Origin of the sequence: Neorhizobium sp. BT27B, from assembly GCF_050455485.1 — a bacterium.
In the GTDB taxonomy this organism is placed as follows: Bacteria; Pseudomonadota; Alphaproteobacteria; order Rhizobiales; family Rhizobiaceae; genus Neorhizobium.
Map to the genome: position 1 here is coordinate 924,603 of NZ_JBCIYT010000001.1, position 12,038 is coordinate 936,640.

The 12,038-nt window shown below is 60.5% G+C and carries 12 protein-coding genes; 5 read left to right on the forward strand and 7 right to left on the reverse strand.

What is annotated here, in order from left to right:
• The first annotated feature begins 1 nt into the window (after position 1).
• The 4 genes from pgl to AAIH70_RS04830 all read left to right on the forward strand — a co-directional run bounded on the left by pgl (position 2) and on the right by AAIH70_RS04830 (position 3,312).
• Positions 2 to 700 carry a 6-phosphogluconolactonase gene (gene pgl, locus AAIH70_RS04815; protein ID WP_430033308.1) on the forward strand — a complete coding sequence of 233 codons (699 nt, stop codon included), beginning with the start codon at positions 2 to 4 and terminating at the stop codon, positions 698 to 700.
• Between the two features lie 119 nt (positions 701 to 819).
• Entirely contained in the window at positions 820 to 2,640 is a 1,821-nt protein-coding gene (gene edd, locus AAIH70_RS04820; protein WP_132272692.1) for a phosphogluconate dehydratase, read from the forward strand.
• Positions 2,641 to 2,703: 63 nt separating this feature from the next.
• Complete coding sequence (locus AAIH70_RS04825; RefSeq protein WP_132272691.1) at positions 2,704 to 2,886, forward strand: hypothetical protein; 183 nt, start codon at positions 2,704 to 2,706, stop codon at positions 2,884 to 2,886.
• A 12-nt stretch (positions 2,887 to 2,898) separates the two neighbouring features.
• Positions 2,899 to 3,312 carry a type II toxin-antitoxin system VapC family toxin gene (locus AAIH70_RS04830; protein ID WP_245519136.1) on the forward strand — a complete coding sequence of 138 codons (414 nt, stop codon included), beginning with the start codon at positions 2,899 to 2,901 and terminating at the stop codon, positions 3,310 to 3,312.
• 84 nt (positions 3,313 to 3,396) lie between these two features.
• On the opposite strand, the gene AAIH70_RS04835 is transcribed toward AAIH70_RS04830, so the two are convergent.
• Positions 3,397 to 3,801: a rhodanese-like domain-containing protein gene (locus AAIH70_RS04835; RefSeq protein ID WP_132272689.1), complete on the reverse strand. Its 405-nt coding sequence runs from the start codon at positions 3,799 to 3,801 to the stop codon at positions 3,397 to 3,399.
• 83 nt (positions 3,802 to 3,884) lie between these two features.
• On the opposite strand from AAIH70_RS04835, the gene ftrA reads away from it, so the two are divergent.
• Positions 3,885 to 4,856, forward strand: coding sequence for a transcriptional regulator FtrA (gene ftrA, locus AAIH70_RS04840; RefSeq protein WP_132272688.1), 972 nt, complete (start codon positions 3,885 to 3,887; stop codon positions 4,854 to 4,856).
• 6 nt (positions 4,857 to 4,862) lie between these two features.
• Here the strand turns inward: ftrA and AAIH70_RS04845 are convergent, their stop codons facing one another.
• The 6 genes from AAIH70_RS04845 to AAIH70_RS04870 form a co-directional block, all read right to left on the reverse strand.
• A complete protein-coding gene (locus AAIH70_RS04845) occupies positions 4,863 to 5,219 on the reverse strand; it encodes a hypothetical protein (RefSeq protein ID WP_165932005.1) in 357 nt (118 codons plus the stop codon).
• Between the two features lie 184 nt (positions 5,220 to 5,403).
• Positions 5,404 to 6,495, reverse strand: a complete 1,092-nt coding sequence (locus AAIH70_RS04850) for an ABC transporter ATP-binding protein (protein ID WP_430033313.1) — start codon at positions 6,493 to 6,495, stop codon at positions 5,404 to 5,406.
• A 21-nt stretch (positions 6,496 to 6,516) separates the two neighbouring features.
• A complete protein-coding gene (locus AAIH70_RS04855; protein WP_132272685.1) occupies positions 6,517 to 8,175 on the reverse strand; it encodes an alpha-glucosidase family protein in 1,659 nt (552 codons plus the stop codon).
• A gap of 52 nt (positions 8,176 to 8,227) precedes the next feature.
• Entirely contained in the window at positions 8,228 to 9,424 is a 1,197-nt protein-coding gene (locus tag AAIH70_RS04860) for a carbohydrate ABC transporter permease (RefSeq protein WP_132272684.1), read from the reverse strand.
• A gap of 1 nt (position 9,425) precedes the next feature.
• Positions 9,426 to 10,439, reverse strand: coding sequence for a carbohydrate ABC transporter permease (locus AAIH70_RS04865; protein WP_132272683.1), 1,014 nt, complete (start codon positions 10,437 to 10,439; stop codon positions 9,426 to 9,428).
• Positions 10,440 to 10,640: 201 nt separating this feature from the next.
• Positions 10,641 to 12,002, reverse strand: coding sequence for an ABC transporter substrate-binding protein (locus tag AAIH70_RS04870; RefSeq protein ID WP_132272682.1), 1,362 nt, complete (start codon positions 12,000 to 12,002; stop codon positions 10,641 to 10,643).
• Positions 12,003 to 12,038: the final 36 nt, after the last annotated feature.

The following is a 12,038-nucleotide window of genomic DNA, read 5'->3' on the forward strand; positions in this document are numbered from 1 at the left end:
CATGTCGGGAAACCTGCACGAATTTCCTGATCCCGAAACGCTGGCACATGAACTTGCGCTGGACGTCTCCGCACAGTTGACGGCGGCAATCGCCGTGCGCGGTTCGGCATCGATCGCCGTGTCCGGCGGCTCGACGCCCAAACGTTTCTTCGAAGCGCTGTCGGAACAGGATATCAACTGGTCGAAGGTGACGATCACGCTGGTCGACGAACGTTTCGTTGCCGCCGACGACGAGCGGTCCAACCACCGTCTGGTCGCGACGCATCTTCTGAAGGACAAGGCGGAGGCAGCGACATTCGTGCCGCTTTACCAGCCTTCCACGACCGCCGAGGAAGCCGCAAAGATCGCCACCGAAAAGACGGCCGGTTTCGGCAATCCGTTCGATGTCGTCATTCTCGGCATGGGAGGAGACGGGCACACCGCTTCCTTCTTCCCGAAGGGTAACAATCTGGCCAAGGCGATCGACCCGGCAGGCCCGCGTGGCGTTCTGACCATGCAGGCCGAAGGTGCCGGCGAAGAGCGTCTGACCTTCTCGTTCACCAGCCTTGCCGATGCGCGCCTTCTGGTGCTGCATATCGAGGGTGATGCCAAGATGATCGTGCTGGAAAACGCGGAAAACAGTGAGGACGAGATGGAAATGCCCATCCGCGCCGTACTGAACCGCGCGCCGTCATCGCTCGAGATCTACTGGGCGCCTTAAACGGCGCCCTCCCCGGCGCACCGGTTTACGATCCGCAGGCGCCGGCACATTTTACGAGACCCACAATCCCGGTGGCTTCGGCCTCTCCCAAACCGGGATTGACCGAAGGAGGATTGCACATGGCCGCCCATTCCAGCATCGAGGCGATTACCGCGCGTATCGTCGAGAGATCGAAACCGCATCGTGAAACCTATCTCGATCGCCTCAACCGTGCCGTGACGCGCGGCACGCACCGGTCGGTCCTCTCCTGCGGCAACCTTGCCCATGGATTTGCGGTCTGTTCCCCCGCCGATAAGGGCGCGCTCGCAGGCGACGTCGTCCCGAACCTCGGCATCATCACCTCCTATAACGACATGCTTTCGGCCCACCAGCCTTACGAAAACTATCCGGCGCTGATCCGTGATGCGGCCCGCGAGGCCGGCGGCGTGGCGCAGGTGGCAGGCGGCGTGCCCGCCATGTGCGATGGCGTGACGCAAGGCCAGCCCGGCATGGAACTGTCGCTATTTTCACGCGACCTGATCGCCATGTCGGCCGGTATCGGCCTCAGCCACAACATGTTCGACAGTTCCGTCTATCTCGGCGTCTGCGACAAGATCGTGCCCGGTCTGGTCATTGCAGCCCTCTCCTTCGGCCATCTGCCAGCCGTGTTCGTGCCCGCCGGCCCGATGACCTCAGGTCTGCCGAACGACGAAAAGTCGCGCATCCGCCAGCTTTATGCAGAAGGCAAGGTCGGCCGCGCCGAACTCTTGGAATCGGAATCCAAATCCTACCACGGCCCCGGCACCTGCACCTTCTACGGCACGGCCAATTCCAACCAGATGCTGATGGAAATCATGGGCTTTCACATGCCCGGTTCGTCCTTCATCAATCCGGGCACGCCGCTGCGCGATGCGCTGACCAAGGAAGCCGCCAAACGGGCACTGGCGATTACCGCACTCGGCAACGAATTCACGCCGGCCGGTGAGATGATCGACGAACGCTCGATCGTCAATGGCGTTGTCGGCCTGCATGCGACGGGTGGTTCGACCAACCACACGATGCATCTCGTCGCCATGGCGCGCGCTGCCGGCATTCACCTGACATGGCAGGATATTTCCGAGCTTTCGGACATCGTGCCGCTTCTGACCCGCGTCTACCCGAACGGACTTTCCGACGTGAACCATTTTGCCGCTGCCGGCGGCATGGGCTTTTTGATCAAGCAGCTTCTGGCCGGCGGTCTCGTGCATGACGACGTGCGCACCGTGTTCGGTCAGGGACTGGAGGCCTATACGGTCGAAGCCATGCTCGGCGAAAACGGTGGCGTTGCCCGTCAACCGATCCCGGAGGTCAGCGGCGATCCAAAGGTGCTGACCACGATCGACAAGCCTTTCCAGGCCAATGGTGGCCTGAAGATGCTGCATGGCAATCTCGGCAAGGCCGTCATCAAGATCTCGGCCGTCAAACCGGAGCGCCATATCATCGAGGCACCGGCGATCGTCTTCCATACCCAGAAGGAATTGCAGGACGCCTTCAAGCGCGGCGACCTGAACAACAAGGACTTTATCGCCGTCGTGCGTTTCCAGGGTCCGAAGGCGAACGGCATGCCGGAACTGCACCAGCTGACGCCGCCGCTCGGCGTGCTGCAGGACCGTGGTTTCAAGGTCGCTCTCGTCACCGACGGCCGCATGTCGGGCGCATCCGGCAAGGTGCCGGCAGCGATCCATATCACGCCGGAAGCATCAGACGGCGGCCCGATCGCCAAGATCTGCGACGGCGACATCGTTCGCCTCGACGCCACGACCGGCACGCTGGAAGTGCTGGTGGATGCCGCCGAATTTGCCGCCCGCCCGGCCGCTACCGCCGATCTGTCGGAGAACGAATACGGCATGGGCCGCGAACTTTTTGGCGCCTTCCGCCGCAATGTCGGCCATGCCGATCAGGGCGCCAGCGTGTTTGCTTGAGATAGGCCGGGGCGGCTGACGCCGCCCTCGCAATTCACTCGCGGAAATGCTATCTATAGTGGCATGAGCAAGAAAAACGCGACCACGGAGACGACTGTAACCGACCCCAAGACGGGGAAGGTTCTCATCGTGCGCGGACTTGGCTCCATGAAGGACCACCCGTTCAAGCTTGATCCGCGGATCGACCTGACCAAGCCGATCTATGAGCAGGTCCTTGCACTCGAGGATGCAGACAGGGAGCGCTGATTGGCTGGTGCATTGCTCGATACGCATGCGCTTTATTGGGCCGTCAGCGGCGAAAGTCGACTTTCTTCGCAGGCCGTAACAGTCTTCGGCCAAAGCCAAACCGATGGTAGGCTATTCATCTCACCGATATCCGCGTGGGAAATGTCGTTGGCGGCACAGAAACGCGTCAACGCTCTGAACTTTGGCAACCTCTCGCTTGAGGAATGGTTCAGCCGGGCACGAAAGCAAATTCTCTTTCGACCCCTGCCCATCACCCAACGCATCGCCATCGAGGCGGCAACGGTTGCGAAGGATACCGGTCATCGCGATCCCGCCGATTGCTACATGATCGCCACGGCCCGCGTTCGCAAAATCCCCGTCATCACGCGCGATGCGGTCATCCTGAAAATCGCCGCGTCGGGTTACGTTTCGGCAATCGCCTGCTGAGACATTATCATCTGAGCGCATTCAGCGAAGGCGGCGAGTTTCATCACCGCCTTCGCTTCTGGCTGTCACTGCTCGGCTGCAGGATCACGCTGCAGCAATGCCCCTCTCAAGCTCGAAACCTTCGTCGATCCACCCGGTGATCCCGCCTGCCATGATCTTGACCGGGCGTCCGAGTTCGGCAAGGCGCACGGCACCTCTGGCGGCACCATTGCAATGCGGACCGGCGCAATAGGTGACGAATAGCGTCTCTTGCGGCCACTGCTCCATCTTCGAGCGGACAATCTTGCCATGCGGCAGGTTGATGGCGCCGGGAACGTGGCCGGCGGCGAACATGGCCGGGCTGCGGACATCGAGAAGCACGAAATCAAGCCCCCGTGACAGCGTGTCGTGGACATCCCAACAATCGGTCCCGAACGTGAAGGCAGCGGCGAAATGTTCCCGGGCGATTTCGCTGGGGGCGGCGGCAATGGTAGTAACGGCGCTTGGCATGATGGTCTCCTTTTCTGCCGTTACAGAATGGAACGAACAGTTTTCGATTGCCATTGGCGCGATTGCCATCATACATGAATATCATGCCAAACACGCACGGACCGATGGTCACCGCACTTCTGTATGACGGGCTCTGTACTTTCGAGTTCGGGATCGTTGCCGAGATTTTTGGCCTGTCCCGACCGGAGATGGGCGAAGGCTGGTATCGTTTTGCCAGTTGCGCGGTCGAACAAGGCCCGCTGCGCGCCCATGGCGGTTTCACGCTTTTGCCCGACGACGGCATAGAGCTGATCGATCGGGCAGACATCATCGTCGTACCGGGCTGGAAGGGCGTGAACGAACCGGTGCCGGAAGCACTTTGCGAGCGCCTGCGACAGGCTCATGATCGTGGCGCGCGTCTTGTTTCCATCTGTTCCGGCGCCTTCGTTCTTGCCGCCACGGGTCTGCTGGATGGCGGCAGCGCGACCACACACTGGCGATATGCCGAGGCACTGCGCAAACGCCACCCAACCATCGAGGTGGATGATCGCTCGCTCTACCGCAATCATGGCCGCATTTTCACATCGGCCGGCAGCGCTGCGGGCATGGATCTGCTGATCGAGATCGTGCGTCAGGATTTTGGGCCGGACGCCGCAAGCTCCGTGGCCCGCAGGCTTGTCATGCCGGCGCACCGCACGGGGGGACAGGCCCAGTTTCTGGAGCGTCCGGTACCGATACGCCGGCAATCGGAAATAGCGCCATTGCTTGACAATATGCGCGCGGCGCTGGCGACGGCGTGGACGCTGGAGCGTATGGCTGCCGAGTGCCGGATGAGCGTGAGGACATTCGTTCGCCGTTTTGCGGAAGCAACGGGCACGTCACCGGGCGAATGGCTGACGGCAGAGCGGCTGGAGGAAGCCAAGCGCCTCCTCGTGGCTGGACGGCTTGGTATCGATGAGATCGCGCTTGCCGCCGGACTTGGAACGGCCGACACGCTGCGTCACCATTTCAGGAAACGGATTGGTATCAGCCCGCGCGAATACCAGATGCGGTTCGGACGGCTTCAGCCTTCGTAACGTCTGTTACCAGGTGCGCACATCCAGCTTGCGGTCGCGATGCGCCGGGTGCGTCGAAAACACGAAAATGCGGTCGAGTTCCTTCTGCGTCATCAGGCGCAGGAAACGTACGTCGATCGTGTTGTTGGCGTTCTGGCGCATCAGCAGGCAGCCGATCTTGCTGATGCGGGCATCCGGAATATCGAGATAGAACTGTTTTGGCAGATTGTACTGGGTGAGGATGCCGAGGACTGCGCCGCTCATGGAAATGCGCAGCACGTCGCAGCGGCGGGCGGCGAGGTTCATCACCGCTTTTTCGGTATATTCGATGCGGGCAGCGTTCATCGTATCTTCCATGCGGTACCGCGTTTCGCGGTCGTACATGAAGGATTCTTCCTTGCTCAGATAACTCGGTCGGCCCCCGGCAATCGCACCCACGTCTACTCTCCTGTTCTCTGAAGGAAAATCTACCGTGCGAAACTTAATAGACCGTATGGAGCCGAGCCCGGATCACCTTATGAAACGCTTTCTCTGTGGATGATAATAACAGTTTGCCAATGACGTCAGCCTAATGGCGCAGACTGAGACCATCCGCATCGAAAAGATGCATCTTTTCCGGCCTGGCCGTGAAGCGCATCACATCGCCCCGGCTGACCGAAAGGATGCCCGGAAGCTTGGCGATGATCGGCTCGTCCTTTGTCAGCCCCTCGATGTAGAGAAGCGTGACTTCACCGAGCGCCTCTACGATGCCGATCTTGCCTTCGAACAGGCAGGGATCGCCGTCCGTCGCCAGCGCCAGATCCTCCGGCCGCACGCCGAAGCTGACCTGTTTGCCCTGCTGCGAAGCGTCGGTCGGGATATCCAGCGTCACCGACTTGCCGCCGGCAAGCTCGACCACCGTTTGCGCGCCTGCCGTGGTGACTTTTGTCGGGATGACGTTCATCGCCGGTGAGCCGATGAAGCGGGCAACGAACAGATTGTCCGGCCGCTCGTAAAGCTCCAGTGGCGGGCCGACCTGTTCTATTCGTCCGGCAGAGAGCACGACGATGCGGTCCGCCAGCGTCATCGCCTCGACCTGGTCGTGGGTGACGTAGATCATCGTCGTGTCCGGCATGGACTCTTTCAGTCTGGCGATCTCGATGCGGGTGGCGACACGCAAGGCGGCATCGAGGTTGGAGAGCGGCTCGTCAAACAGAAACACTTTTGGATCGCGGCAGATGGCGCGGCCGATGGCGACGCGCTGCCGCTGGCCACCGGAGAGCGCCTTGGGCAGACGCTCCAGATATTGGGTCAGCTGGAGGATTTCGGCCGCCGCTTTCACACGGCGATCCACCTCCTCCTTGCTTTCCCTGGCGATGCGCATGCCAAACGCCATGTTGTCGTAGACGGTCATATGCGGATAAAGCGCATAGGACTGGAACACCATGGCGATGCCGCGCCGCGACGGCGGCACTTCGTTGACGACATGACCGTCGATCGACATCTCACCGCCGGTAATGTCTTCAAGCCCGGCGATCATGCGCAGCAGTGTCGATTTTCCGCAGCCGGAAGGGCCGACGAAAACCACGAACTCACCCTGCTCGATCTCCAGATCGATGCCGTGCAGAACCTGCACCTGGCCATAGGATTTCTTGATATCCTTGAGGATTACCCCGGTCATGCGCATCCCTCCCCTTTTTTATCAGCCAAGCCTTGCGAAATAAGCGCCCCAGGCCGGCAGTTCGACGTTTCTGTTATCGACCGTGCTGTAAAAGCCGTGGCCCTCCAGCTTCTGCCAGTCGCCCTGCGGCAGCGGAATGCTTTGGCCATCCGGCCCCATGTTGAACACGCAGAGCAGCGTTTCGTTGCCAAAACTCCGCTCATAGATCAGGGTCGTGCCTTCCGCCGTCAGGAAACGGATCTCGCCCTTGGAAAAAGCCGGATGCTGTTTGCGGAAGGTGATGAAGCGGCGGTACTGTTCCAGCACGGAATCCGGATCGCCATATTGCGCGCTGACGGCGCGGATCTGGTGCTCGACCGGGATCGGTAGCCATGTCTTTTCCGCCGTCGAGAAACCCGCCTGCAGCGCCTGCGCATCCCAGACCATCGGTGTGCGGCAACCGTCGCGGCCCTTGAATTCCGGCCAGAACTGAATGCCGTAAGGGTCCTGCAGATCGGCATAGGCGATATCGGCTTCGGTCAGGCCCAGCTCTTCGCCCTGATAGATGCAGACCGAACCACGCTGGGTGAAGAGAAGTGCCGCCAGCATCTTGGCAAAGGCATCGCGGTCGAGAACGTCGGCGCCCCAGCGGCTGACATGGCGCACCACATCATGGTTGGAGAAAGCCCAGCAGGCCCAGCCTTCCGGTGCGGCAGCGGAAAAGGCGTTCTGCACTTCGCCGACGCGGGCGGCTGTCGGATAATCCGGCGCCAGGAATTCGAAGGCGTAACACATCTGCATCTTGTCGTCGCCGGACGTGTACTGGCCGACGATTTCCAGACCATACTGGCTGTCGCCGACTTCGCCGACGGCGGCAATCGCCGGGAACTCATCGAGCACTGCGCGAAAACGCTTCAGGAATTCGAGGTTTTCCGGGCGGTTCTTGTCGTAGAGGTGTTCCTGGAAATTGTAGGGGTTCACCGCCGGTGCGGTGGAGGCATTGCGGCGCGAGGGATCGAGCGCCGGGTTGTTGCGCAGTTCCTTGTCGTGGAAGTAAAAATTGATCGTGTCGAGGCGGAAGCCATCGACGCCGCGCTGCAGCCAGAAGCGGGTGACATCCAGCAGCGCATCCTGAACCTCCGGATTGTGCAGGTTCAAATCCGGCTGCGAGGTGAGGAAATTGTGCATGTAATATTGCATGCGGGTCGGGTCCCAGTGCCATGCGGACCCGCCGAAGATGGACAGCCAGTTGTTGGGCGGCGAACCGTCCGGCTTGGCATCGGCCCAGACATACCAGTCGGCCTTGGGGTTGAAGCGCGACGAGCGGCTTTCGATGAACCATGCGTGCTGATCCGACGAGTGCGACATGACGAGATCGATCATGACGCGGATTTTCAGGCGGTGCGCCTCGGCAATCAGCGCATCGAAATCCGACAGCGAACCGAACATCGGGTCGATATCGACATAGTTGGAAACGTCGTAGCCAAAGTCCTTCATCGGCGACGGGAAGAAGGGCGAAATCCAGATCGCATCGGCACCCAGAGCCGCGATATGCGGCAGGCGCGCGGTGATGCCCTTCAGGTCGCCGATGCCATCACCGTTACTGTCCTGATAGGAACGCGGATAGATCTGGTAGATGACCGCACCACGCCACCAGTCCTTGTCGAGCGGCGTTTCGGTCATCTGCGTTACATTGCTCATTCGAAAATCCTGTAGATAGAAATGCTGTCTGGGTGTGATGGTGTGAAAGGCGTCAGCCGCCCTTCACCGAACCGGCGAGAAGTCCCCGCACGAGGTAACGCTGCAGGGCAAAAAAGACGAGAATCGGGACGATGATGGTAATGAAGGCGGAGGCCGTGAGGATTTCCCACTTTCCGCCCATGGAGCCCAGAAGCGCATTGAGCGCACCTGTGAGCACCAGCTGATCCTTGCCGGTACCGAGGAAAACCATGGCGACCAGCAGGTCGTTCCATGTCCACAGGAACTGGAAGATCGAGAAGGAGGCGAGCGCCGGGAAGGACAAAGGCAGCACGATCTTCACGAAGATTTCAAAATCGCTGGCGCCATCGACGCGGGCGGATTCGATGATTTCCTTGGGCAGGCCGGCGATATAGTTGCGCAACAGATAGATGGCGAGCGGCATGCCAAAGGCGGAATGCGCCAGCCAGATGCCGACATAGGAGCGCGCATTGATGCCGAAGAAGGCGCCGATATCGTTATAGAGCGTCAGAAGCGGGATCAGCGCCATCTGCAGCGGCACGACGATGAGGCCGACGACGACGGCGATCAGCAGCGCCCGACCCGGAAAATGCATCCATGACAATGCATAGGCCGCGAAAGCCGCGATCAGGATCGGGATGACGGTGGCGGGAATGGCGACGGTCAGTGAATTGACGAAGGCTTGGCCGATGCCGGCCGAGGTCAGCACGTCGCGATAGTTCTGCCAGGTGAATTCCGGCGCGGTGGCGAGCGAGACATAAACGCGCTTCGGGCGCTTGTCGTCGAAGGCGGCACCCTTGCTGTAGACGTAGGAGCCGTCCTGATTGATCTGCAGGGTTTCGCCATCGCCGATATCGGCGGCTTTGCCGATCTCGAAGGCGGACGGATCCTGTACACGCACGCCAAAAGCGCTGACGGTGCCGGTGGCATTACCCTCGAAGATGGAGCCGGCAATGACGAAGCGGCCGCCCTCCTCCTTTTGCGTGGAAGGATCGGCCAGCCGCACGGCTTCCATCTGGGTGGAACCGTTGAAGGCCGTCCACCAGCCGGTGGCGGTGATCTGCTCCTTGTCGCGCACCGAGGTGACGAGAATACCGAGCGTCGGGATCAGCCACAGGATGACGATGGCGAGCACCGACAGATGCAGGAAAAGCCGCGGCAGGCCCATGCGGCGCAGGCGCGTGCCGATGGAAGAGGATGCGGCGGAAGAGACGGTTGCAGTTGCGGCCATGTCAGTGTCCCTCCGCATCGCGATGTGCCTGCCTGATGTTCCAGATCATGATCGGCGTCACCGCCAGCATGATGACCAGCGCGATGACCGCACTTCGGCCGCTGTCACCGCCACCCCGGAACATCCAGTCGAACATCAGGTTGGCGAGCACCATCGTGTTCCATTGACCATTGGTCATGGTCAGCACGATATCGAAGACCTTCAGGACCAGAATGGTGATCGTCGTCCAGACGACGGCGATCGTGCCCCAGATCTGCGGCACCATGATCTTCCAGAAGATCTGCCAGCCATTGGCGCCGTCGATGACGGCCGCCTCGATGGTTTCTTCCGGAATGCCACGAAGGGCTGCCGACAGGATGACCATGGCAAAGCCGGTCTGGATCCAGATGAGGATGATCATCAGAAAGAAGCTGTTCCAGAAGGGCAGCGAGATCCAGATCTGCGGATCGCCGCCGACGGCCTTCACGATGGCGTTGAGCAGACCGATCTGCGTTTCGTTGCCGCCACGGAATTCGTAGATGAACTTCCAGATCACTGAAGCGCCAACAAACGAGATCGCCATCGGCATGAAAACGATGCTCTTGGCGATATTGCCCCACCAGATGCGGTCGGTGAGAACCGCGATTACGAGGCCGAAAAAGGTGCAGGCGGCCGGCACGACGGCCAGCCAGAGGATGTTGTTGAAGATCGACTGGCGGAACTGCTGGTCGAAAAACGCCCAGCGGTAATTGGCGAAACCGACGTAATAGTCGCCGGAACGATCATAGAAGGAGAGGATGAAGGTCGCGATCACCGGATAGATGAGATAGACGCCGAGCAGGATCAGCGCGGGGCCTAAAAACAGCCACGGGCGGATGGTGGCGCGGCGGTTGAGATTGATCGAGGCCTGCCGGACATTCCCCTCCGGCACCGGCAGTGCCAGCGACAGAAGCTTGTCGGACAGCCAGTAATACAGCGCACAGGCGAACACGCCGGCGACCATGACACCGATGGCCGATACGATCTGCGAGATCATTGTTACCCTCCCCTTTGTGCCGTTCTCGTGCGGCTTTCCCCCTCACCCGCCTCCGCTTCGCTCGGCGACCTCTCCCCGCTGGGGAGAGGATGACCGGCACGGCTGCGGCTTCATATCTTCTCCCCAGCGGGGAGAAGGTGGCCCGAAGGGCCGGATGAGGGGGTGTTCACACGTTTCGTTCGATCCTTATGCGGGCAGGCCCTACTTCAACCCATCCCACGCTTTCTGGATCTCACCCGCCGCGGTCTTGCCATCCTTGCCGCCGACATAATCGATCATGCCGGTCCAGAAGGCACCGGCACCGATCTTGCCCGGCATCTGGTCGGATGCATCGAAACGGAAGGTGGTTGCGGTGGTCAGAAGTTCGCCCTGCTTGCGCAGCACGTCATTGGCATAGGCTTCCGGCTTGACGCCCTTGTACGGTGTCAGGAACGACGCCTGTGCCATCCAGACCTCATGTGCGATCGGCGTCTTCAGGAATTCGATGAAGGCCTTTGCCGCCGGTGAATCCTTGGTGACGGCAAAAAATGTGCCGGCGCCGAGAACCGGCGTGCCGAGTTCCGGCTTGGAGGCATAGGTCGGAAGATAGAAGAAGTCGGCATCGACGCCCAGTTCCTTCTCCGGCGGGAAGAAGGACGGCACGAAGGACGCCTGATGGTGCAGGTAGCATTTCGGCGGAATGTCGAAGAGCCCCTTCGGGCTATCACGAAAATCGGTGGAGGCAACCGCTGCCACACCACCGGAGACATATTTGTCGTTCTTGGCGAACTTGCCGAATTCCTCGATGGCGCCGACCACGGCCGGATCATCGAACTTGATCTCGTTCGACACCCACTTGTCATAGGTTTCCGGCGTCTGCGTGCGCAGCATCAGGTCTTCCACCCAGTCGGTGGCCGGCCAGCCGGTGGCACCACCGGAACCGAGACCGATGCACCACGGCACGCCGCCATCCTCGACGATCTGGTCGGAGAGCTTGAACAGATCCTCCATGGTCTTAGGGACTTCGTAACCGGCTTCCTCAAAGTTTTCCGGCACATACCAGACCATCGACTTGAAATCGGCCTTGAAGGGGAAACCGAAATAGGCCTGTTTGCCGTCCTTGCCCTTGTAGGTTCCGTATTTCACCCAGTCCTCGCCGGAGCCGTAATTGGTCTTGACCCAATCCTGGGTTTCCTGACCGAGTGGTGTCAGAAAACCCTTGGCGGAGAGATCGGCCAGAAGACCGGGCTGCGGGATGATGGCGATATTGGGCGGCGAACCGGCCTGCGTATCGATGACGATCTGCTGCTCGTAGTTTTCCGAGGAGGAATATTTGCCGTTCGCGCCGGTCGCGGCGTTGAAATAGGCAAGCACGCTGTTGAACAGCACTTCGTCCTCACCGCGCCACGGGCCGAACAGGGTCAGCGACTGGCCCTTGAGATCGCCATGCGCCGCCTTGAAATCCTCAAAACTCTTCCAGTTGAATTTCGCGTCCTTGCCGGGCTCGAATTTCAGTTCCTGCGCAACCGCTCCCGTTGCCACCAGCGCCGCCAGTGCCGTTCCCATCAGATAAGACAGTTTCATCGTCAGCCTCCCGCCTTCATGCGCGGTCGCGTTGCC

Bases quoted from the DNA above. Each gene is read 5' to 3' on its own strand.
- AAIH70_RS04855 (WP_132272685.1), bottom strand. From the start codon at position 8,175: ATGAGCAATGTAACGCAGATGACCGAAACGCCGCTCGACAAGGACTGG.
- pgl (WP_430033308.1), top strand. From the start codon at position 2: ATGTCGGGAAACCTGCACGAATTTCCTGATCCCGAAACGCTGGCACAT.
- AAIH70_RS04825 (WP_132272691.1), top strand. From the start codon at position 2,704: ATGAGCAAGAAAAACGCGACCACGGAGACGACTGTAACCGACCCCAAG.
- AAIH70_RS04865 (WP_132272683.1), bottom strand. From the start codon at position 10,439: ATGATCTCGCAGATCGTATCGGCCATCGGTGTCATGGTCGCCGGCGTG.
- AAIH70_RS04835 (WP_132272689.1), bottom strand. From the start codon at position 3,801: ATGCCAAGCGCCGTTACTACCATTGCCGCCGCCCCCAGCGAAATCGCC.
- AAIH70_RS04850 (WP_430033313.1), bottom strand. From the start codon at position 6,495: ATGACCGGGGTAATCCTCAAGGATATCAAGAAATCCTATGGCCAGGTG.
- AAIH70_RS04845 (WP_165932005.1), bottom strand. From the start codon at position 5,219: ATGTACGACCGCGAAACGCGGTACCGCATGGAAGATACGATGAACGCT.
- edd (WP_132272692.1), top strand. From the start codon at position 820: ATGGCCGCCCATTCCAGCATCGAGGCGATTACCGCGCGTATCGTCGAG.
- AAIH70_RS04860 (WP_132272684.1), bottom strand. From the start codon at position 9,424: ATGGCCGCAACTGCAACCGTCTCTTCCGCCGCATCCTCTTCCATCGGC.
- AAIH70_RS04870 (WP_132272682.1), bottom strand. From the start codon at position 12,002: ATGAAACTGTCTTATCTGATGGGAACGGCACTGGCGGCGCTGGTGGCA.
- ftrA (WP_132272688.1), top strand. From the start codon at position 3,885: ATGCCAAACACGCACGGACCGATGGTCACCGCACTTCTGTATGACGGG.